Below are 19,769 nucleotides of genomic sequence, written 5' to 3'. Positions count from 1 at the left end.
TCGCAGGCTCCTTCGCTCATCCCTCGCGCGGATGGCTCGCGACCTCGCTAGCGCTCGGCACGCTCGCCAGTCGCGCGCCACCCGGCTGGGTGGTCATCGTCGCAGTCGACCCGAAATCCACGCTGCACTCGTTCTCGAACTCCCTCCCACTCCGCCAATCTTCGACGACTGTCGAACAGTTGGTTCGATTAGCTTTTAGTCGTACCATGTGGTGGCATTCGTATGGGACTCGACGAGGATTCACTCGACTATCACGAGGCGGAACCGCCCGGGAAGCTGGAGATATCGACGACGAAGCCGACGAACACACAGCGCGACCTCTCGCTCGCGTACTCGCCGGGCGTCGCGGAGCCGTGCCGGCGCATCGCCGACAACCCCGACGACGCGTACAAGTACACCGCGAAGGGGAATCTCGTCGGCGTCGTCTCCAACGGCTCGGCCGTCCTCGGCCTCGGTGACATCGGCGCACAGGCCTCGAAACCCGTCATGGAGGGCAAGGGCGTGCTGTTCAAGCGCTTCGCCGACATCGACGTGTTCGACGTCGAGCTCGACCAGGACGACCCCGAGAAGATCATCGAGGCCGTCAGCGCGATGGAGCCCACCTTCGGCGGCATCAACCTGGAGGACATCTCCGCGCCCGAGTGCTTCACCATCGAGGAGACGCTCAGGGAGGAGATGGACATCCCCGTCTTCCACGACGACCAGCACGGCACCGCCATCATCTCCGGGGCCGCGCTGCTGAACGCCGCCGAGATAGCGGGGAAGGACCTCGCTGACCTCGACATCGTCTTCTCCGGCGCGGGTGCCTCGGCGCTCGCGACGGCCCGGTTCTACGTCTCCCTCGGTGCGAAGAAGGAGAACATCACGATGTGTGACTCCTCGGGCATCATCACGACAGCCCGCGCCGAGGCGGGCGACGTGAACAAGTACAAGCAGGAGTTCGCCCGCGACATCGACGAGGGCGGCCTCGCCGACGCGATGGACGGGTCGGACGTGTTCGTCGGGCTCTCCATCGGCGGGCTCGTCGACCAGGAGATGGTCCGGTCGATGGCGGACAACCCCATCGTGTTCGCGATGGCGAACCCGGACCCAGAGATCGGCTACGAGGCGGCCAAGGCCGCCCGCGACGACACCGTCATCATGGCGACCGGGCGCTCGGACTACCCGAACCAGGTGAACAACGTGCTCGGCTTCCCGTTCATCTTCCGCGGCGCGCTCGACGTCCGCGCGACGGAGATCAACGAGGAGATGAAGGTCGCCGCGGCGCGCGCGCTCGCCGAGCTGTCGAAGCAGGACGTGCCCGACGCGGTCGTGAAGGCCTACGGCGACCAGCCGCTGCAGTTCGGTCCGGACTACATCATCCCGAAGCCGCTCGACCCGCGCGTGCTGTTCGAGGTCGCACCCGCCGTCGCGAAGGCCGCGATGGACTCCGGCTGCGCCCGGCAGGAGCTCGACCTCGTGGCGTACGAGGAGCGCCTCGAGGCCCGTCTGGGCAAGTCCCGGGAGATGATGCGCGTCGTGCTCAACAAGGCGAAGTCCGACCCCAAGCGCATCGCGCTGGCCGAGGGCGCCGACGAGAAGATGATCCGCGCGGCGTACCAGCTCGAGGAGCAGGGCATCGCCCAGCCCATCCTCATCGGCAACGACGAGCGCATCACGAAGACGACCGAGCGCCTCGGGCTGGACTTCGAACCGACCATCGCGAACCCACGCGCCGACGACGAGCGCCACGGAGACTACGCCGAGCGGCTCTACCAGGTCCGCAAGCGCAAGGGTCTGACCAAGAGCGAGGCCGAGGACCTCATCCGCCGCGACACCAACTACTACGGCAGCGTGATGGTGGAGTGCGGCGACGCCGACGCGCTCCTGACGGGGCTCACCCACCACTACCCGTCGGCGCTGCGTCCGCCGCTGCAGGTCATCGGCACCGCCGAGGACGCCGACTACGCCGCCGGCGTCTACATGCTGACGTTCAAGAACCGCGTCATCTTCTGTGCCGACACGACGGTCAACCAGGACCCCGACGCGAAGGTCCTCGCGGAGGTCGCCGACCACACCGCAGAGCTCGCCCGCAGCTTCAACGTCGACCCGCGCGTCGCCATGCTCTCGTACTCCAACTTCGGGAGCGTCGACAACCCCGGCACGCGCAAGCCCCGCCGGGCCGCCGACATGCTCCGGAACGACGGCGACGTCGACTACCCCGTCGACGGCGAGATGCAGGCCGACACCGCCGTCGTCGAGGAGATACTGGAGGGGACCTACGAGTTCACGGACCTCGAGGAGCCCGCGAACGTGCTGGTGTTCCCGAACCTCGAGGCCGGCAACATCGGCTACAAGCTCCTCCAGCGTCTCGGCGGCGCGGAGGCCATCGGCCCGATGCTCGTCGGCATGGACAAGCCGGTGCACGTGCTCCAGCGCGGTGACGAGGTCAAGGACATCGTGAACCTTGCGGGTGTCGCCGTGGTGGACGCACAGCAGAACGAGTAGGCCGTCGCCGTCGCATCCTGGTCCACTTTTTCGAGCGGTGCGAGGTGACGGGGTCACCCCGATGCGAACGGAGAACGTCTGACCCGTGAGCGAGGTGGAGCCGGTCGAGACTAACGGTGATCCTACGACGATGCTGGTGCTGCTGCGGCAGACGCCGAGTAGGACGAGCCGTCTCCACCGCTGCGTTCCGAGCGCACCGTACCGTCACACCTGTTGATCGATATACACCCTGAAGAAATTCCGGTCAGACCGTCCTCGAAGAGTGACGTCGCGGCTGTTAGCGTCGTCCGGGAAAGCAAAGTTTCGTGCGACGGACCCCGGCTCATCACCGATAGTGATAGTTGCCTCGTCGTAGTCGTCCTCGGGTGTCCCGCTCCAGTAGACGTAGGCCGTGTCACCCGATTCGAACTGCTCGGGGAACGTCGTTTCACTAGCCTGTGCGGTCCCGTCGGCGTCCTCCACATACACTCCCTCGCCTGCGGGTACGCTCGGGCCACCAGTGTGTTCCAGAATGATGGCGGAGTTGTCCGCCGTAATCGAGCCATTGATGCGGGTCAGGGTATCGGCGAACGCCGGGGGCGATACGGTTACATCGCCCGTATTCCCGATCTCGTAGCTGTATCCGATGGTGTCCACTTCGTCGGCTTCGGGGCTTTCTGCTACGAGTACTTCAGCGTCTATCGAGCGGATGTACCCGGCTTCGGCGACCGTAACCTGGATGTCGACCGACCGGAAGTCGGCTTCGGCTTCCTCCGCGACCGCCTGGTTGGCGCTGGTCGCTTCGAACACGGCCGTGCCGTCGTCGGTGTCGACAGCTTCGAACGCTCCGAGGCTGATGAAGTTACCGACCCAACGCCGCATCATGTACGGCGGAGTGAACCCGTCCGGGTTCGAGGCGTACGTCTGAAGGTTGATCCGGGCGTTGCCCGAGAACCAGACCGTCTGCTTCCCGTCGGTGTTGACGTTTCGAGCAGCGTCGGTTCCTTCGAGTAGCGTTCCCTCACCGTCGCTACGGATGCTGTTTTCGACGGTTGGTGATTCGGCGGCACTCGGTTCGAACCGTTCCTCGGAGGCGAACGCCATTTCGGAGACCGACTCGTAGTGACGATCCAGCAGCGTCTCGGTCGCAGGGAGTGCCGTCCCCTCGTCCGATTCCGTCCCTGTTTCAGTCGCGTTGTCGGTTCTATCGTTTCGCTGTACGGTGGATTGGACGTCTGTCGGGCCTTCGCTCTCCCCCGCTGGTGATCCGTTGGTATCTCCCGTACATCCCGCAAGTCCGACTGCGAGGCCGCTCATACTTGCGAGAAACCATCGTCTATCCATGGCATATTGTCAAAACGATAGAACAAGTACTTGGTGGCCCCGTCCCGAAACGCCGCGACAGTCACCCCACTACCGAGCGGCGCGGGCCTCACTCGGATACTGTTTGCAGGCTCACTCACGTCACGAGCCCCCGCCGTCACCCTTCGGCCCAGCTACGGTGAGCACCCGGCGTTACCCTGCCCGGTCGTCATCCTCCGTCTCGTGGGCCGTGAACTCCCGCCAGTGCCGCAGCCCCCAGACGCCGACGCCCGTACAGACGAGGCCGGCGGCGGCGATGTACAGGAGGAGCTGGGGCACGAACACGTCGCCGGGATGTTCGACAGCGTAGACGACGCCCTCGCCGGCGAGTGAGACGAGCGCGAACACGCCGAGGGAGATGCCGGCGACGGCGACGATGATCTGGACACCGTCGGCCGCGGGGTCGTCGAGGACGAACAGCGTGACGACGAACGAAAGCGCCGCGGCGAAGACGTACGCGGGGAGCCGCCCGCTCACGCCGGCGTTGCCGCCGTTGGTGAACGCGAGGATGCCGACCATCGCGAGCGTGAGCACGACGGTCGACGCCGCGACGGAGACGGCGGCTCGATGCACGGGGTCGTCCAGCCAGTTCGGCGTCCGCATGGTCGAGCCGACACAGTCGGGGTCGAAAAGGATTCCGGGGGGAAACCTATGGTGGTCCGGCCTGTACCAACCGCCGAATGAGCGACGAGGACGACGGGCTCGCCGTGGCCGAGGACGAGAGCGTCCGCTTTCCCACGGCGGACGTGCTCACCGGACGGGGGTTCGTCACCGGGAAGTCGGGGTCGGGCAAGTCGAACACGGCGAGCGTCGTCGCGGAGGAGCTGCTCCAGCGCGGTCGGGGGCTGCTCGTCGTCGACACGGACGCGGAGTACTACGGGCTGGCCGAGCGCTACGAGATGCTGACCGTCGGCTCCGGAGACCACTGCGACCTCGACCCGCGCGAGGTCGAACCCGCCTCGCTCGCGGGGCTGGCGGTCGAGGAGAACGTCCCCATCCTGTTCGACGTCTCGGAGCTCGGTGCGGAGGCGGACGAGCTCCTGGAGGCGGTGCTCGACGCGCTGTTCGACGCCGAGAAGACGGCCAGACACCCGTACCTGGTGCTCGTCGAGGAGGTCCACGAGTTCCTCCCCGAGCGCGGCGGGTCGGACGACCTCTCGGAGACGCTGATCCGCATCGCCAAGCGTGGACGGAAGCGCGGCCTGGGTATCTGCGGGCTCTCCCAGCGGCCGGCCTCGGTGTCGAAGGACTTCATCACGCAGTGCGACTGGCTCGTCTGGCACCGACTCACCTGGGACAACGACACGTCGGTCGTCGACCGCGTCGCCGGGTCGGAGGCGGCCGAGGACGTCCAGTCGCTCGCCGACGGCGAGGCACTCGTGATGGCCGACTGGGAGCCCTCGCTTCGGCGGGTGCAGTTCCGTCGGAAGCACACCACCGACTCGGGGGCGACACCGGACCTCTCGGAGAGCCGGTCGACGCTCCCGGCCATCGGCGGCGACGTGGTGGCACGCGCCCGCCGTGAGGATGCGGCCGGCACCGGCGGGACGGTGCCCGGCGAAGACGACGCCGCGGGCGCGGACCGGACCGACCTGCCGGTCGCAGACGAGACCGGGGGTAGTGGTGGTGGTGGCGAGAGCAAACCCGGAGATCGCGGCCGTCGCGCCCGGCGCCCGGCGGGCAACGGTGGCGATCTCGCGGAGACGTCGCCCGCCGGCGCGCTCGCCGAGGTGGGCGACCTCGTCGTCCACGTCGTCCGCTTCTTCGTGTCGAGCGTCGTCTGGGCGGTCGACCGCGTCGAGGACTGGCTCGTGGACTGGTACGGGGTCCGTCGCCACGGCAGACTGCTCGCCCGTGCGGTGGTCGCGCTCGCCTTCGTCGTCCTGTTCCTGCTCCCCCTCGGGCTGGCGACGGTCCTGTAGGCCCGGCCGACAGGTGACCCCTACTCCAGTCGGCGGCGCCGACGGAACACGTAGATGGGGCCGGCGACGACCGAGGAGAGCAGCACCGAGACGATGACGACGCCACCGACGAACTCCGCCGGACGTGCGATGGTCCCGTCGAGGAACAGGACCCTGCCGACCAGCGCGACGGTGACGACAGCGGTCCCGGCTACGGTGTAGTGGGTCGGGTTCGGCGACCAGTCGGTCGTCTCTGCCACGTGCTTCGCGTCGTCGAAGAGGTGTCCCGTCGCCGTGGCCGCCACGCCCACGAGTGCGGCCATGAGAGCGAAGCCGAGCAGGTGGGGTTCGCCACCGCGGGTCGAGTAGAGGAGCTCCTGTCCGAACGCGAGCACCAGCGGCAGGTACGAGAGCGCGAGCGCCGCCGGTGCGAGCAGCAGCCACTCGCGGTACGTGAACGAGGCGCCGTCCTCGTCGACCTCCTCGATGTGCTCCGCCAGCTCCGTCACGTCCACAGCGTCCACGTCGGCCCGGCTGGTACGCTGCTGGGACTCCTGCACGTTGGAGCTAGGCATCGTCCCTCACCGTCCGGTCCCGCAGGTGGGTGGTCGGTCGTCTACACGTCGCTCCGGGATTCCGCCGTCCGTCTGTCGGTTTCGGGTGGTCGTTTGACATGGTGTCGTGGCTCTGCGGCCCTGACGCTGGCTGCCGCGTGGCCACCTGCCGACGACACAGCGATGCCTCTGTGTGGGTAAGGCTTATGCCGTCGGAGGGAGAAGACGGTAGTGTCCTAATCCTCCCGTCTCCCCGCGTGGTGTGTAGCCTCTGCCTTAGCACCCATTGCCCCGGAGGGACTTCAATGTTATCTGGTCGAATGAACATATCAGTGTCTGACATTTAGTGCGCCGGCGGCGACGATGAATCAGAATCTGCCTGCGGCGGTTTCGAGGGAATACTGGCGGGACCGGGAAGCGACCCATCTACAAATTTATCTGACAGTTGTGGAGTGGTATCTCAAACGACCGTTTGTCTTACCTTCGGACTTTTGGGGGTCCGACCGCACTCTCCTGTATGGAGCGTCGTCAGTTCCTCGCCGTCGCCGGGTCTGTCGCCGCCGCCGGCTGTGCTGGCGTCACCCTGCGGGACTCGTCGAGCACCGACGGCGACGATCCGGACACGTCCCTCACCGTGGACGACGCACCGGCGACCGACGCCGCCTCCGACGACGCGGCCTCGACGCCGACACCGGCCGCCGAGCTCGAGATCCTCTCGACCGCCTCTGGGACCATCGAAGCGGGGTTCCAGCTGCAGCTGTACGACGACCTGCGGACGGTCCACGAGCGGACTCGCGACCTCGACTACGGCGAGCGGGCCTACCTGTCGGGCCGGCTCGCGGAGGATACTGACTACCTGTTCGACCTGAGCGTCGACGGCTCGTTGCTGGTCGAGCGTCCGATCTACGCGGGCGAGCGGGTCGTCCTCGAGATCGCCGACCGGCACACGGTCAGACTGGTCGAGCGACGCCTGCTCTAGTCCGAGGCGTTGCGGTCCGCCCGGGACGGCGGCGGGTACTGCGGGCCCGTCGTCCGGGACGGCTCCACCGGCTCGGGGAGTACACAGCGGTCGGGTTCCTGGTTCACGTGTGCATAGCGCGACGGATCGTTGGCCAGCGGATGTGCCGGGTTCTGGTCGGAGTGGATGCGCGCGGCGCGGGCCTCGCCGAAGCCGGAGAGACGGGCCCTGATGCCACGCCAGTGGTTCAGGCTGGCGTCGGGCACGTCGAACCGCCTCGTCGGCTCCCAGTCCGGGTGCCGTGCCGCGAGCAACGCGTTGTTGACGTTCGCGGCGAGGTCGTCGTGGTCGACGAGGATACCCACACGGGCTGTCGGCGGTGCGCGTGCGGCCAGCACGTCCAGCCCGAGGTGGAGCGCCCGGTACTCCGCGACGTTGTTGTCTGGCGGCGAGTCGGACGACGCGACGCGTGCGACTCGCGTTCCGTCACGCGTCTCAATGACGGCACCCAGCCCGCCGGGACGGTCGTCTCTGTAGGAACCGTCTGTGGCGACGTAGAAGTCTCGATGGTGCGTTTCGGGCGGGTGAGCGATGTGCGGCGTCGGCGACTCGTCGAACAGGTCCCGCAGGGCGGGTCGGCCGTGAGCGGCCATGGTTGCAGTAGCGTGTTGGATTATATAAATCGAACGGCTGTGACAGTCAGTACCACGCACAGATTGAGGCCGATTTCCCCGGATGGGAAAGTCCTGTTACCGTCGATACACTCACAGGGGACGTGTCCCGGTACCGCAACGTCGCGCTGTTCCTCTTCCTCGCGGCAGTCTGGGGAAGCGCGTTCATGGCCATCAAGGCCGGCGTCGAGTTCATCCCGCCGGTGCTGTTCGCCGCGCTCCGCTACGACATCGCGGGCGTGCTGATGCTCGGCTACGCCGTCGTCGCCGTCGACGACTGGTACCCGACGACGAGAGCCGGCTGGACCGAGGTGGCCATCGGCGGCGTGTTCATGATCGCGGCCTACCACGCGCTGCTGTTCGTCGGGGAGACCGGTCCCGTCAGCAGTGCGGCGGCTGCCGTGCTCGTCGCGCTCTCCCCGGTGCTGACGACCGCGTTCGCCCGACTGCTGTTGCCCGAGGAGCCCGTGACCGCCGCGACCTGGCTCGGGATGCTCCTCGCGCTCGTCGGCGTGGTCGTGCTGATGAACCCCGACCCCGAGCGACTGTTGACCGACGCGGTCGTCTCGAAGTCGCTCGTGTTCGCCGCAGCGGCAGCGTTCGCGCTCGGGAGCGTGCTCACCCGGCGGGTCGACGGCGACCTGCCCATCGAGACGATGGAGGCCTGGTCGATGCTGCTCGGTGCCGGACTGATGCACGTCGTCAGCCTCGCGATGCCCTCCGAGTCGCTCGCGATGGTCGAGTGGAACCACACCGCCATCCTCGCGCTCGCGTACCTCGCCGTCGTCGCCAGCGCACTCGGCTTCCTCGTCTACTTCGACCTGCTCGACCGGCTCGGCCCCGTCGAGATCAACATGGTCTCGTACGTCGCGCCGGTGTTCGCGGCGGTGTCGGGCTGGCTGGTGCTCGACGAGGCCATCACGCCCTACACCGTCGCCGGCTTCCTGGTCATCTTCGCCGGCTTCGTCGTCGTGAAACGACGGGCCGTCGCGCGGGAGGTCGCGCTGCTGAACACGAGCTAGGTCAGGGGTCGTACTGCTTCCCGACGATGAGCGCGAGCGCGTTCCAGACGAGCAGCAGGACGAACGCGACCGTCTTCGGCGTGCTGTTGAGGCTCGAGACCAGGAGGCCGAGGTTCACGACGGGGAGGGAGATGGCACTCCAGAAGGCGACCATCCGCACGGATCGGGGGACCGACCGCGAGACGGTATCGATGGGGCGCTCGGGGATGCGGCCGAGGAGGGACTGGCCCGACATCGTCGACCGATGCTACCGGACGCAGGAACTTATAACCAGTAGAAACTGTTTTTCGTTCAGGTGTGAATGGCCCCGGTAATTATCCGCCGTCCGACCCCGTCTCACTCACGCCAGTGCCAGCCGGATCCGGGACTCGTTCCCGGTCAGCTCGATGGCCGTTTCCATGGTAGTACGGCCCACTGCGACGGTCTGGACGTACTCGCCGGGCGGCAGTCCCGGCTGCTCGACCGTGAACTCGACCCGGGTGGACTCGCCCGGGGCGAGGTCGACGGTCTCCGTGGCGAACACCGTGTCACCGATGCGATACGTGACGGTATCTGACTCGCGAGCGTTGCCCTCGTTGGTCACCGTCGCGGCGACCGCCACCGTCCCGTTGCGCTCGGCGGTCGCCGGCGCGTCGAGTTCGGTGACAGTGTAGTCCGCCCCGACGACGGTGAGGTTCGTCCCGTCCGGCAGGAACCGCTCCCGGGGCGTCTCCGGAGCCCGCGCGACCGCCGTCACGTCGCCCGGCACCTGGAACCGGATGCGTAACTCGCCGTCCTCGTCCGTGACGTAGCGCGTCCCGAACAGTTCGACGGAGCCGGCGACCGGCTCTCCGGTCGTCGCCCGGGTGATGGCGAACGTCACGCGCTCGCCCGACGGGACCGTCGTTCTGTTCACCGCGAGGTCGAGCCCGACCAGCCGTGGTCGGACACGCAGGCTCGCCGTCCCGTCGGTGAACCGTACCGCGTCCGTCTGCGGTGCGCTGGCGGTCACGTCGTACGCCCCGCTCGCGTTCAGCTCGACCCGCGTGGTGCCGTCTGCCCCGGTCCAGACGCTCCCGTTGGCGACGGTCACCGAGGCGTTGACGGGCTCGCCCGTATCCGCCCTGGTGACCGTCGCCGTCGTCGCCTCGTCGACGCGCGTCGGGTTCGGCGAGAGCGTCACGTCCAGCCCGACGGGGCGTCGCTCAACCGAGACGGGGATGCGAACCGACTGGAACCGCTCCATCTCCGTCCGCTCCTTCTCGACACGGAGCTCGTAGCCGCCGGCGGTGTCGAACGCGAGCGTCGCCACGCCCGACCCGTTCGTCCGGACTGTCCGGCCGTCGACCACGACGACACGGCCCGTCACCGGCTCGTCGATGTCCCCGCGCGTCACCGTCACCCGGAGCACCTCCTCTGTGACGACACTGCGCGCCGATACCGACGCCGAGAGGGGGACGCTGAACCGGCGGACCCGGAGGGGGAGCCGGGCGACCGTGTTGTTGGCGTCCTCGGGTTCGACCACCCGGGCGGTGTAGTCGCCCGGGGTCTCCAGCCGGACGGTCGCGGTGCCGTTCGCGTCGGTCTCCACCGACTGTCCAGCGACCTGCAGCGTCGCGTTCGCCACCGGTCGGTCACCCGCCACGACGCTGAACTCGACCGTGTCACCGGGGTCGAGGACGGTCGAGTCGGCCGACAGCGTCACCGCTTCGGGCTCCGGCTGCTGGTCGCCGTCGTAGTCGTAGAACGGGAACACCGGCCCGTCGGAGCTGTTGTCGTCGCCGAAGGGTGGCCCGGTGCCGAGACCGCCGAGCATGACGGCGAACGTCCCCAGCACGATGAGCACGAGGATGATGACCTGTGGGTCACGGTGGGGGCGATAGCGCTCGTCCGCCCTGAGGGGTGACGACCCGGGAACTGGACGGGGTGCTTCCGACGGCATCTGCTTCTCTGGAGATGGACGGGGGAGGAACTTAAGCGCGTCTGCCGATTCCATCGTTTCCCGCTCGGGTTCGCGCTGCGCTCGAACCGCTCCCGGCAAGAACAGGGGTGAAAACGCCCGGCGGGTCGCAGGCTCCCCGTTCGCCAACGCGGCTCTCGCTCGCAAGCGCTCGTTCCGAACCGCGCACCGCTCGCTGCCGGTGGATCGCGCACACTGCGGTCACGCGAACGTCCCGCAAAAATCCCGAACCGCGACTACTGGAAGCCGATGCGGCCGCCGCGACGGTCCTGGCCGACGTCGGCGGTGCCGCCCTTGAACTCGTCCTCCATCTGCTCGTAGTAGTCGAGGATGTCCTCGGTGATGGTCGGCCTGACGTTCTCCATCGCCGAGCGGAAGTGACGCATGTCGACGGCCTCGGCGTCCTCGTCCTCGCGCAGCGCCTCGATGGCGGCCTCGCGGGCGATGGACTCCAGGTCGGAACCGACGTAGCCGTCCGTGAGCTCGGCGAGCTCGCGCAGGCTCACGTCGGTCGCGAGCGGCGTGTCCTCGGTGTGGATCTTGAGGATCTGCTCGCGGCCTTCGACGTCGGGCTGGCCGACCATCACGAGCCGGTCGAACCGGCCCGAGCGGATGAGCGCCGGGTCGATCATGTCCGGGCGGTTGGTCGCGCCGATGACCATCACGTCGCCCATCTCCTCCAGCCCGTCGAGCTCGGTCAGGAGCTGGTTGACGACGCGCTCGGAGACGTTCGACCCCATCTCGCCGCCGCGGCCGGGGGCGAGGGAGTCGAGCTCGTCGAAGAAGATGACCGTCGGGGAGACCTGCCGGGCCTTCCGGAACGTCTGCCGGATGGCCTTCTCGGACTCGCCGACCCACTTCGAGAGCAGCTGCGGGCCACGCACGCTGATGAAGTTCGCGTTCGTCTCGTTGGCGACCGCCTTCGCCATCAGCGTCTTCCCGGTGCCGGGCGGGCCGTACAGCAGCACGCCCTTCGGCGGGTCGATGCCCATCCGCTGGAACTTCTCGGCCTGGTTCAGCGGCCACTCGATGGACTCCTCGATGTTGTCCTTGGCCTCCTTGAGGCCGCCGACGTCGTCCCAGGTGATCTTCGGGAGCTCGACGAGCACCTCGCGCATCGCGCTCGGCTCGACCTCGTTGAGTGCGCCGCGGAAGTCCTGGCGCTTGACGATCATCCGGTCGATGAGGCTCGGCGGGATGTCCTCCTCGTCGAGGTCGATCTCGGGGAGGTACCGGCGCAGAGCCTTCATCGCGGCCTCCTTCGTGAGGCTCTCGATGTCGGCGCCGACGAAGCCGTGCGTCTCGTCGGCGAGGTGCGACAGGTTGACGTCGTCAGACAGGGGCATGCCGCGCGTGTGGATCTGGAGGATCTCCTCGCGGCCGACCTCGTCGGGCACCCCGATCTCGATCTCGCGGTCGAACCGGCCGGGGCGACGGAGGGCGGGGTCGACGCTGTCGACGCGGTTCGTCGCCGCGATGACGATGACCTGCCCGCGGGCCTCCAGTCCGTCCATCATCGTCAGCAGCTGGGCGACGACGCGGCGTTCGACCTCGCCGGTCACGTCCTCGCGCTTGGGTGCGATGGAGTCGAGCTCGTCGATGAAGATGATGGCCGGCGACTCCTCGCTCGCGTCCTCGAAGATCTCGCGGAGCTGCTGTTCGGACTCGCCGTAGTACTTCGAGATGATCTCCGGGCCAGCGATGGAGAAGAAGCTGGCGGAGGTCTCGTTGGCGACCGCCTTCGCGAGCAGGGTCTTGCCCGTGCCGGGCGGCCCGTGGAGGAGCACCCCCTGGGGCGGCTCGATGCCGAGCTTCTTGAAGATCTGTGGGTGCTTCATCGGCAGCTCGACCATCTCGCGGACCCGCTGTATCTCGCCCTGGAGTCCGCCGATGTCCTCGTACGTGATGCCGCCGCCGGTCTTCTCGAAGCCCGAGATGGGCTCCTCGCGGAGTTCGACCTCGGTGTCCTCGGTGATGAGGACGACGCCCTCCGGCTCGGTCTCGACCGCGATGAGCGGGATGGCCTGGCCGGGCGAGCGCATGAACGGGTGGTTCGTCGAGGACATCACCGGAACGATGTCGCGCTCGACGACCGGCCGCTTCAGTATCTGCCGCTTGACCATGCCGGCCGCGTCGGAGCCGAACTGCACGGACGCCTCTTCGGGCGGAGCGAGCACGAGCGTCTCCGCCTTCGTCGCCTCCGCCTTCCGGATCGTCACCCGTTCGCCGATGCCCACGTCGGCGTTCTGACGGGTGAACCCGTCGATGCGCACCGTGTCTGTGTTCCAGTCCTGCCGGTCCGCACGCCACACCTTGGCCGCGGTGGTGTCTGCACCCTCGATCTCGATGATGTCGCCGGGGCTCAACTTCAGATGTAACAGCGTATCCGGGTCGAGCCTGGCGATACCGCGCCCCGAGTCGTTCGGGTACGCCTTGGCAACCTCCAGTTGAACTTCGTTCATGATTCAGGCTACGGGGATGGTGGCCACTCGGTTTCGTGGCCCGATATGTCTTTTGCTACCGGGGGCTGCGTGCGAGCCGGCGGGACGATACTGTGCCATGGTAACACATCGAATTTCGCGGCGGTGCACCCTAAATCCTACCGGCCACGTGATGGTCGGGCTGCAGGACCCGTCCAGATATGTGTCATACATAGGCATATCGCCACGAACCTTAGACTGTATTAATACTCTTTAGCCCCCTATACATTCCGTCAGCTAACCTTATATGGAATGCGCACATGGTTTTCTGATAGGTACGAGGCCATGCCCACCGAGAACGACACCACAGGGGAGCGCGAGAACATCTACGACCACCACCCGTTCAACTTCGGCGTCTGGCGGCGTGCGGAACCCGCCGGCGACGACGAGACCGACGCGGAGACCGAGTCGACCGACGAGACACCGACCGCCATCGCCGACGGCGGCGTCGCGGTGACCACCGACTGCCCGTCCTGTACCGGTGACCTCGTCAACGTCCAGGGCGTGCCGGCGTGCTCCGACTGCGACTGGACCGCCCGCTAACGACGCCCGGTACACCACACCACGACCGCCGGCACCGTGGAGTCGGGGGACTCCAGGGCGCCGGCCGGACGTTCTCTCTCTCGCGACCCGTTCAGCTACTCCTCGTCGCTCTCACCGTGTCGCGCCAGCGCCTCCTCGATGCTCAACTCGCCCGCGGCGACCCGCCGGGCGAGCACCTCGTCGATAGCCCGGTTCTCCGTGGACTGCTCGCGCGACCGGTCCTTGATGACCTGCAGCTCGCCGGCGGTCGGCTCGACCTCCCGCTTCTCGACGACCTCGCCCTCCAGCCGGGCGATGTTCACCGCCGCGAGCACGTCGCCCATCCCGCGCGCACCGGTGCCGAGGTACGGCGTCGTCCCCGTCTCGTCGACGAGTTCGACGCGCACGTCCTCCAGCTCGTTGACGATGGCCGCGCCGTCGAGCCGTGCGCCGTCGCCGACCCTGACGACCGGGTCCGTCGCGTCGGCCACCTCCGCCTCGACCACCGCTGCCGCGTCGTCGCGTGGCACCTGGAACGCCGCGACGACGGTGTCGCCGGCCAGCACGGCGATACCGGGCTTGCGGCCGGGGTCCACGCCGACGACGGTCCGACCGTCGCCGCCCCGGAGGTACGCGAACGCCGCGTCGACCGCGCGTCGCGGTGCATCGGGCGAGGCGTGGACGACGTGCACGCCCGGGGCGGGGTCACCCTCGTCCGCCTCGCCCGTCTCGACCGCCTCGCCCTCCGCCACGACGACCACGTCGGTCCCCTCGGGGAGCGGGTCGCCCGGCTCGACGGTCGTGAACGTCACCCCGCGGTCCCGGAGCTCGGTGACGACCTCGTGGTACAGCTCGAAGTCAGCCGTCGCGACGACTATCACTTCCCGAACTTCCATGCGGTCGGGCTTAATGCCTTCCGTGGACTTTTATCCGGAGCCGACCCAGGGGGAGACGTGACCGAGAGCATCACCACCGGGTACGAGCCGCTCGACGAACTCCTCGGGGGCGGCTTCGAGCGCGGCACCGTCTCACAGGTGTACGGTCCGCCCGCGGCCGGCAAGACCAACGTCGCGCTGGTGACCGCCGTCGAGACCGCCGCCAACGGCGGCACCGTCGTCTACGTCGACACCGAGGGGCTCTCGCTCGACCGGTTCGAGCAGGTCGCGAGCGCCCGCGCCGAGCACGCCGACGAGGACATCGCGGACATCACCGACCGCATCGTCGTCGAGGAGGCACTCGACTTCGGGGAGCAGGAGGAGGCCGTCCGCGACGTCGAGGGGTTCGCCGAGCGCGCGGACCTCGTGGTGGTGGACTCCGCGACCGGCTTCTACCGGTTGAAACGCGGGGAGGACGGCGAGGCCGGGGACGCGCTCCGGAAGGTCGGCCGTCAGGTGACCCACCTGCTGTCGCTCGCTCGCCGGCACGACTTCGCCGTGCTCCTGACGAACCAGGTGTTCAGCGACCCCGACAGCGACCGAACGCGTGCGCTCGGCGGGAACACGCTGGAGCACTGGATGGGTACCGTCGTCCGGATCGACCGCTTCCGGGGCGGGAACCGGCGGGCGACGCTGGAGAAACATCGTGCGAAACCCGCAGGTGAATCGATACAGTTCGAGATAACGGACGCCGGCATCGCGGCGACCGAGCTCTGAGCGACGGACCGGACCGGGGGTGTCAGCCCCGCTTCCTACAGCTCGTTGAGCTTCCGCGCGAGCTGACCGCGGTACTCCTCGTCGGAGCGGTAGTTCTTCATCTCGAGGACGTTGCGCTCTAGCTTGTCGAGTGCGACGCGGAACGCGCTCTCGGCGCCGTAGCCCTCGCCGGAGCCCCCGACCTGCCCGTTGGTCGTGCGGACACGGATCTGGCTGTAGATGAGCGGCGTGCCACGGAGCTTCTCCTTGTGCTCCTGGAAGCGAACGTGGACGTGGACCACCTGCATCTTCTGGTACTTGTCGAGCACGTCCGTCAGCGACTCCCGGATCTCCTCGCGGGAGATGGTGTCCAGCAGCGAGATGTTCGTGATCTGGACGTCCATGTGCTCCTCCTCGGTGAACGTCAGCGCGCGCAGCACGTCCGTCTTGGTGACCACGCCGACGACCCGGCTGTCGTCATCGCTGTCGACGACGACGAGGCCGCCGAGGTCGTTCTCGAGCATCCGCGAGACCGCGTCCTCGACGGACTCGTCGAGCGTCGCCGTCTGGACCGGGCTCGTCATGATGTCGTAGACCGGCAGGTCCAGCATCCGGTCCGTGTCGCCGACGCGCTCGCCGCGGGTCGTCTTGTCCATCCCGCGGACGACCACGTCGGCGATGTCGTGCGTGGTGACGACGCCGGTCAGCCCGCCCGCGTCGTCGAGCACCGGGAGCCGCGAGATGCCGTGCTCTCGCAGCAGGTTGATGACCTTCCCGAGGCCGTCGTCGTCGCGGACCGTCACGGGGTCGTCGGAGTAGATCTGGTCGACGGTGAGCGCGTCGAGGTTGTCGAGCACCGCCTCGAGGATCGCGTCCGCGGTGACGATGCCCCAGAGGTTGTCACCCTCGAACACCGGTGCGACCTTCACGCCGCCCTCGACGAGGACACGTGCCGTCTCCCGAATGTCCTCGTAGCGGTCGACCTTGGGTGCCGGTGCGTTCCGGCTCGGCTTGACCAGCGCCGCGACCTTGGCGTCGTCCTCGACGTGGGACTGGATGAGCTCGCGCTCGGAGAGAACTGCATCGTACTCGCCATCCCGGGTGACGATGATGCCCTTCGGATTGTCCTGCTCGAACAGCGAGCGGACCTTCCCCAGCCGGGTCTTCACGTCGACTTCGATGAACTCCTCGGTCGCAATATCAGAAATATCCATAGTACATCTGTAGATTCCGCCCGACCGGTCTTGAAGATACCGCCAATTCCCATCACGCCAGCGTCGGCACACCGGGTCTGCCCCCAGTGCGGAACGGCAGCGGAACCATGTCGGTCCGGCCCCAAGCCCCCGGCATGCTCCCGGACATCACCGTCCTCGGCCCGTGGACCTACCTCGCCACCGAGGTCGTCTTCGGCACCGCCGCGTTCCTGCTGCTGCTCCGCGCCGACGCGCTCGCCCGCGCCGGCCGGACCATCGCCGTGCTCTACCCCGTCGCGTACTTCTGGGACTGGTACACCCTCGAGGTCGGCGTGTTCTCCATCCCCATGCGCACCGGCGTCGAACTGCTCTGGATCCCCATCGAGGAGCACATCTTCATCGTCGTCGTCCCCGCCTTCGTGCTCGGCATCCACGAGAATCTGCGGTTGCGGGACGAGGAACGGAAGTGACAGCATTCGACGAGCCCGGATTCTCACCATCGGCGCGCGCTGGCGAGCGTGCTGAGCGACAGCGAAGCCGCGAGGCGCCAGCGCGCGAGGGATGAGAAGCGCAGGGAGCCTGCGACCGAGCATCGCAGACGGCTGGGGAGGCGTGAGGTGACGTGCGGTGCTGAGCTGTCGGGTGGACTGAAAGGGGCGACGCTCTCGACGAAGGCAGACGAAGCAAGCGACGCGAGAGCGAAGCTCTCGCTAGTCTGAGCGCGTAGCGCTCAGGCACCGCAGCGAAGCGAGGAGCGCAGGGAGTCTCCCGAGTCGAGAGTGTCGGGGCTTTCTCGCTGTTTGTATCACAAGCAACAGAGAGAGCCACAGCCGCAAACGAGGACACGAACAGAAATCCACGCAGTTTTACCCGCTACCGACAGACACCCCACCAACATGGACGCCCTGAAACGCTCGGTCCACGAGGCCCCGGTCATCGACCAGGACGGACGCCCGTACCTCGTCCACCCCATCAGCAACGGCATCCCGACGCTCGACCCGCAGCTCGTCCGCGAGGTCGTCAACGGCATCTGCCAGGTGGCGGACCTCGCCGACGCGGACGTCATCGCGACGCCGGTGACGATGGGCGTCCACGTCTCGACGGCGGTGTCGCTCGTCTCGGACATCCCGCTGGTGGTCATCCGCGACCGGCAGTACGGCTTCGACGACGAGTACGGCTTCGACGCGGGCGCGGACCGGCTCTACCTGAACGACGTGGAGCCGGGCGACGACGTGCTCGTGCTCGACGACCTGACGAACACGGGCGCGTTCGTCGCGGCCATCACGGAGGCGCTGGACGAGGTCGGCGCGAACGTCGTCGACGTGGTGACGGTCATCCGTCGCGTGGAGTCCGACCCGGTGCCGATGGACCACGAGGTCAAGAGCCTGCTCGACGTGCGCGTGGGCGAGGACGGCGTCGAGATCGTGGACTGAGCGGCCGGCGGGCAGGACAGCGAGGCGACCGCGGGCCGACCGTGGTTTCTTCCCGGTGTGGCGGGACGGGGTGGTATGGTCGCGCTTCCGCTCGTCCCCCTCGGTATCGTCGCGGTGGTCGTACTGGTCGGTCTGAGCGCGTTCTTCTCCTCCAGCGAGACGGCCATCTTCTCGCTTCCGGTCGAACAGCTGGCCGAGCACGCAGCGACTGGCGACGGGCGGGCGGCACAGCTCGCCGAGCTGCGCGACGACCCCCACCGGCTGCTCGTCACGCTGCTGGTCGGTAACAACGTGGTGAACGTGGCGATATCGAGCATCACGACCGCGCTGCTCGTGGAGTCGTTCTCCACGGGCGTCGCGGTGGTGCTGGCGACCGTGGTCGCGAGCGCGACCGTGCTGGTCTTCGGCGAGATCGTCCCGAAGTCCTACGGGCTCGGGAACGCGTTACAGTGGGCGCTCCGGGTGGCGCGGCCGCTCCGCGTGGTCGAGCTGGTGCTGTTCCCGCTCGTCGCCGTCTTCGACGTTGCGACGCGGCGACTCAGCGCGGCCATCGGTGGTGAGGGTGCCATCGAGAACTACGTCGACGACGCCGAGTGAGGCACACGAGAGTCTCGCGTCGTTGCGTCGTCAGAAGTGGGTTGGGGCAGATTTGAACTGCCGGCCTCCTCCATGTCAAGGAGGTGTCATAACCAGACTAGACCACCAACCCAGTGGCGCACTGGTTCTGTGCTGCGTGCACTCAATCGTTCACCGCTGGTATAAAAAAGGGTTTCGATTGGGGCGGCGTATGGTGGTCCGAGACAGGGCGACGGCGCGGGGTCAGCGCTCGGGGCGCTCGACGTAGACGAACAGCTCCGTCTCGGCCGTCGCGCCGTCGTCGTCGGTGACGGTGAGGGTGACCGCCTTGGGGCCCGTGCGGCGGAACTCGTGGTCGACGACCATCCCGTCGACGGTGTAGCCGTCGAAGTCCCAGGTGGCGGCGACGATCTCGCCGTCGTCGTCCTCGCTGGCGGTCGCGTCGTAGGTGACGACCTCGCCGGCGGTCACGGCGGCTCCGTCGTCGAACCAGCGCGCGGGGTAGACGTCGGGGACGGCGAGCGGTGCCTCGTTCTGCTCGACCACGTCGACGCGGAGCGTCTGCCGCGCGACGGTGCCGTCTGTGTACTCGACGGTGAGACCGATCTCCCGTGTGCCCGTCGTCTTCCAGGTCCGTGTCACCGCCGGGCCCGTCAGCGAGGCCGTCCCGTCGATGGTCCAGGTGCACTCGCTGACGCGGGGAGCACCCGGTCGGACGACCATCGTCGTCATCCGGGCGAGGGCGAACCGGACCTCCCGCCCGACGACCGTCCGGTACCGCGTCCCGTGTACGGACGGGACGGCTTCGGCGCCGTGGACGGCGACCGGCGGTTCGTCGCCAGCCTTCGGTGTGGGCTCGTCGTCGTCCGCGGCCCCCGTCCCGGCGAGGGCGACGCTGGCGAGTCCACCCGTGGCGAGGGCGCCGGCGGCTGTGCGCAGTACGTGTCGTCGACTGTGGTCTCCCGACATCGTGCCCCGGAGTGGCCCCGTTCCCGTACTTGAACCCTCGCCAGTGACGACACGTTTAAGTTGATGTACGATTTTGTACATCGTAAGACGAA

At 67.8% G+C, this 19,769-nt stretch carries 19 protein-coding genes and 1 tRNA gene; 9 read left to right on the top strand and 11 right to left on the bottom strand.

The window, feature by feature from the left end; genetic code table 11:
* Window positions 1-222 precede the first annotated feature (222 nt).
* Window positions 223-2,487, top strand: coding sequence for an NADP-dependent malic enzyme (locus tag ACSG06_RS04750; protein ID WP_440989120.1), 2,265 nt, complete (start codon window positions 223-225; stop codon window positions 2,485-2,487).
* A gap of 204 nt (window positions 2,488-2,691) precedes the next feature.
* Here ACSG06_RS04750 and ACSG06_RS04745 read toward each other — a convergent pair whose 3' ends face one another.
* Both ACSG06_RS04745 and ACSG06_RS04740 read right to left on the bottom strand, forming a co-directional pair.
* Window positions 2,692-3,783, bottom strand: coding sequence for a hypothetical protein (locus ACSG06_RS04745; RefSeq protein ID WP_440989119.1), 1,092 nt, complete (start codon window positions 3,781-3,783; stop codon window positions 2,692-2,694).
* Between the two features lie 198 nt (window positions 3,784-3,981).
* Window positions 3,982-4,431, bottom strand: coding sequence for a hypothetical protein (locus ACSG06_RS04740; protein WP_440989118.1), 450 nt, complete (start codon window positions 4,429-4,431; stop codon window positions 3,982-3,984).
* A 77-nt stretch (window positions 4,432-4,508) separates the two neighbouring features.
* On the opposite strand from ACSG06_RS04740, the gene ACSG06_RS04735 reads away from it, so the two are divergent.
* A complete protein-coding gene (locus ACSG06_RS04735; protein WP_440989117.1) occupies window positions 4,509-5,750 on the top strand; it encodes an ATP-binding protein in 1,242 nt (413 codons plus the stop codon).
* Between the two features lie 20 nt (window positions 5,751-5,770).
* Here ACSG06_RS04735 and ACSG06_RS04730 read toward each other — a convergent pair whose 3' ends face one another.
* The gene (locus tag ACSG06_RS04730; protein ID WP_440989116.1) at window positions 5,771-6,304 is read right to left on the bottom strand and encodes a hypothetical protein; all 534 of its coding nucleotides are present in this window, start codon (window positions 6,302-6,304) and stop codon (window positions 5,771-5,773) included.
* A 496-nt stretch (window positions 6,305-6,800) separates the two neighbouring features.
* Here ACSG06_RS04730 and ACSG06_RS04725 point away from each other — a divergent pair, with 496 nt between their 5' ends.
* A complete protein-coding gene (locus ACSG06_RS04725; RefSeq protein WP_440989115.1) occupies window positions 6,801-7,262 on the top strand; it encodes a hypothetical protein in 462 nt (153 codons plus the stop codon).
* Here ACSG06_RS04725 and ACSG06_RS04720 read toward each other — a convergent pair.
* Window positions 7,259-7,894, bottom strand: a complete 636-nt coding sequence (locus tag ACSG06_RS04720; protein WP_440989114.1) for a ribonuclease H family protein — start codon at window positions 7,892-7,894, stop codon at window positions 7,259-7,261. The genes ACSG06_RS04725 and ACSG06_RS04720 overlap by 4 nt on opposite strands.
* Window positions 7,895-8,016: 122 nt before the next feature.
* Here ACSG06_RS04720 and ACSG06_RS04715 point away from each other — a divergent pair, with 122 nt between their 5' ends.
* Window positions 8,017-8,934 (top strand): DMT family transporter, encoded by a 918-nt coding sequence (locus ACSG06_RS04715; RefSeq protein ID WP_440989113.1) that lies wholly within the window; start codon window positions 8,017-8,019, stop codon window positions 8,932-8,934.
* Window position 8,935: 1 nt separating this feature from the next.
* On the opposite strand, the gene ACSG06_RS04710 is transcribed toward ACSG06_RS04715, so the two are convergent.
* The 3 genes from ACSG06_RS04710 to ACSG06_RS04700 all read right to left on the bottom strand — a co-directional run bounded on the left by ACSG06_RS04710 (window position 8,936) and on the right by ACSG06_RS04700 (window position 13,335).
* Window positions 8,936-9,169, bottom strand: a complete 234-nt coding sequence (locus tag ACSG06_RS04710) for a DUF8028 family protein (RefSeq protein WP_440989112.1) — start codon at window positions 9,167-9,169, stop codon at window positions 8,936-8,938.
* Between the two features lie 105 nt (window positions 9,170-9,274).
* Entirely contained in the window at window positions 9,275-10,855 is a 1,581-nt protein-coding gene (locus tag ACSG06_RS04705; RefSeq protein WP_440989111.1) for a CARDB domain-containing protein, read from the bottom strand.
* 254 nt (window positions 10,856-11,109) lie between these two features.
* Window positions 11,110-13,335, bottom strand: a complete 2,226-nt coding sequence (locus ACSG06_RS04700) for a CDC48 family AAA ATPase (protein ID WP_440989110.1) — start codon at window positions 13,333-13,335, stop codon at window positions 11,110-11,112.
* A 303-nt stretch (window positions 13,336-13,638) separates the two neighbouring features.
* On the opposite strand from ACSG06_RS04700, the gene ACSG06_RS04695 reads away from it, so the two are divergent.
* Window positions 13,639-13,896 carry a hypothetical protein gene (locus tag ACSG06_RS04695; protein WP_440989109.1) on the top strand — a complete coding sequence of 86 codons (258 nt, stop codon included), beginning with the start codon at window positions 13,639-13,641 and terminating at the stop codon, window positions 13,894-13,896.
* 95 nt (window positions 13,897-13,991) lie between these two features.
* Here the strand turns inward: ACSG06_RS04695 and ACSG06_RS04690 are convergent, their stop codons facing one another.
* Entirely contained in the window at window positions 13,992-14,756 is a 765-nt protein-coding gene (locus ACSG06_RS04690) for a hypothetical protein (RefSeq protein WP_440989108.1), read from the bottom strand.
* A gap of 72 nt (window positions 14,757-14,828) precedes the next feature.
* Between ACSG06_RS04690 and radB the strand changes: the two genes are divergently transcribed.
* Window positions 14,829-15,527 (top strand): DNA repair and recombination protein RadB, encoded by a 699-nt coding sequence (radB, locus tag ACSG06_RS04685; RefSeq protein ID WP_440989107.1) that lies wholly within the window; start codon window positions 14,829-14,831, stop codon window positions 15,525-15,527.
* Window positions 15,528-15,562: 35 nt separating this feature from the next.
* Here radB and ACSG06_RS04680 read toward each other — a convergent pair whose 3' ends face one another.
* Window positions 15,563-16,720, bottom strand: coding sequence for a CBS domain-containing protein (locus ACSG06_RS04680; protein ID WP_440989106.1), 1,158 nt, complete (start codon window positions 16,718-16,720; stop codon window positions 15,563-15,565).
* 134 nt (window positions 16,721-16,854) lie between these two features.
* On the opposite strand from ACSG06_RS04680, the gene ACSG06_RS04675 reads away from it, so the two are divergent.
* The 3 genes from ACSG06_RS04675 to ACSG06_RS04665 all read left to right on the top strand — a co-directional run bounded on the left by ACSG06_RS04675 (window position 16,855) and on the right by ACSG06_RS04665 (window position 18,729).
* Window positions 16,855-17,169 carry a lycopene cyclase domain-containing protein gene (locus ACSG06_RS04675; RefSeq protein ID WP_440989105.1) on the top strand — a complete coding sequence of 105 codons (315 nt, stop codon included), beginning with the start codon at window positions 16,855-16,857 and terminating at the stop codon, window positions 17,167-17,169.
* Between the two features lie 426 nt (window positions 17,170-17,595).
* The gene (locus ACSG06_RS04670) at window positions 17,596-18,132 is read left to right on the top strand and encodes an adenine phosphoribosyltransferase (protein ID WP_440989104.1); all 537 of its coding nucleotides are present in this window, start codon (window positions 17,596-17,598) and stop codon (window positions 18,130-18,132) included.
* A gap of 75 nt (window positions 18,133-18,207) precedes the next feature.
* A complete protein-coding gene (locus ACSG06_RS04665) occupies window positions 18,208-18,729 on the top strand; it encodes a CNNM domain-containing protein (protein ID WP_440989103.1) in 522 nt (173 codons plus the stop codon).
* Window positions 18,730-18,766: 37 nt separating this feature from the next.
* Here ACSG06_RS04665 and ACSG06_RS04660 read toward each other — a convergent pair.
* Together ACSG06_RS04660 and ACSG06_RS04655 are read right to left on the bottom strand one after the other, a co-directional pair.
* Window positions 18,767-18,841, bottom strand: a tRNA-Val gene (locus tag ACSG06_RS04660).
* A 110-nt stretch (window positions 18,842-18,951) separates the two neighbouring features.
* A complete protein-coding gene (locus ACSG06_RS04655; RefSeq protein WP_440989102.1) occupies window positions 18,952-19,677 on the bottom strand; it encodes a PKD domain-containing protein in 726 nt (241 codons plus the stop codon).
* Between the last annotated feature and the right edge of the window lie 92 nt (window positions 19,678-19,769).

The sequence above is a fragment of the Haloarchaeobius baliensis genome, assembly GCF_052060055.1.
Classification (GTDB): domain Archaea; phylum Halobacteriota; class Halobacteria; order Halobacteriales; family Natrialbaceae; genus Haloarchaeobius; species Haloarchaeobius baliensis.
This window is presented reverse-complemented; position numbering and strand designations above follow the sequence as displayed.

What these genes read in the sequence shown, in the direction of transcription:
- ACSG06_RS04750 (WP_440989120.1), top strand. Translation starts at nt 223, where the DNA reads ATGGGACTCGACGAGGATTCACTCGACTATCACGAGGCGGAACCGCCC.
- ACSG06_RS04745 (WP_440989119.1), bottom strand. Translation starts at nt 3,783, where the DNA reads ATGAGCGGCCTCGCAGTCGGACTTGCGGGATGTACGGGAGATACCAAC.
- ACSG06_RS04740 (WP_440989118.1), bottom strand. Translation starts at nt 4,431, where the DNA reads ATGCGGACGCCGAACTGGCTGGACGACCCCGTGCATCGAGCCGCCGTC.
- ACSG06_RS04735 (WP_440989117.1), top strand. Translation starts at nt 4,509, where the DNA reads ATGAGCGACGAGGACGACGGGCTCGCCGTGGCCGAGGACGAGAGCGTC.
- ACSG06_RS04730 (WP_440989116.1), bottom strand. Translation starts at nt 6,304, where the DNA reads ATGCCTAGCTCCAACGTGCAGGAGTCCCAGCAGCGTACCAGCCGGGCC.
- ACSG06_RS04725 (WP_440989115.1), top strand. Translation starts at nt 6,801, where the DNA reads ATGGAGCGTCGTCAGTTCCTCGCCGTCGCCGGGTCTGTCGCCGCCGCC.
- ACSG06_RS04720 (WP_440989114.1), bottom strand. Translation starts at nt 7,894, where the DNA reads ATGGCCGCTCACGGCCGACCCGCCCTGCGGGACCTGTTCGACGAGTCG.
- ACSG06_RS04710 (WP_440989112.1), bottom strand. Translation starts at nt 9,169, where the DNA reads ATGTCGGGCCAGTCCCTCCTCGGCCGCATCCCCGAGCGCCCCATCGAT.
- ACSG06_RS04705 (WP_440989111.1), bottom strand. Translation starts at nt 10,855, where the DNA reads ATGCCGTCGGAAGCACCCCGTCCAGTTCCCGGGTCGTCACCCCTCAGG.
- ACSG06_RS04700 (WP_440989110.1), bottom strand. Translation starts at nt 13,335, where the DNA reads ATGAACGAAGTTCAACTGGAGGTTGCCAAGGCGTACCCGAACGACTCG.
- ACSG06_RS04695 (WP_440989109.1), top strand. Translation starts at nt 13,639, where the DNA reads ATGCCCACCGAGAACGACACCACAGGGGAGCGCGAGAACATCTACGAC.
- ACSG06_RS04680 (WP_440989106.1), bottom strand. Translation starts at nt 16,720, where the DNA reads ATGGATATTTCTGATATTGCGACCGAGGAGTTCATCGAAGTCGACGTG.
- ACSG06_RS04675 (WP_440989105.1), top strand. Translation starts at nt 16,855, where the DNA reads ATGCTCCCGGACATCACCGTCCTCGGCCCGTGGACCTACCTCGCCACC.
- ACSG06_RS04670 (WP_440989104.1), top strand. Translation starts at nt 17,596, where the DNA reads ATGGACGCCCTGAAACGCTCGGTCCACGAGGCCCCGGTCATCGACCAG.
- ACSG06_RS04665 (WP_440989103.1), top strand. Translation starts at nt 18,208, where the DNA reads ATGGTCGCGCTTCCGCTCGTCCCCCTCGGTATCGTCGCGGTGGTCGTA.
- ACSG06_RS04655 (WP_440989102.1), bottom strand. Translation starts at nt 19,677, where the DNA reads ATGTCGGGAGACCACAGTCGACGACACGTACTGCGCACAGCCGCCGGC.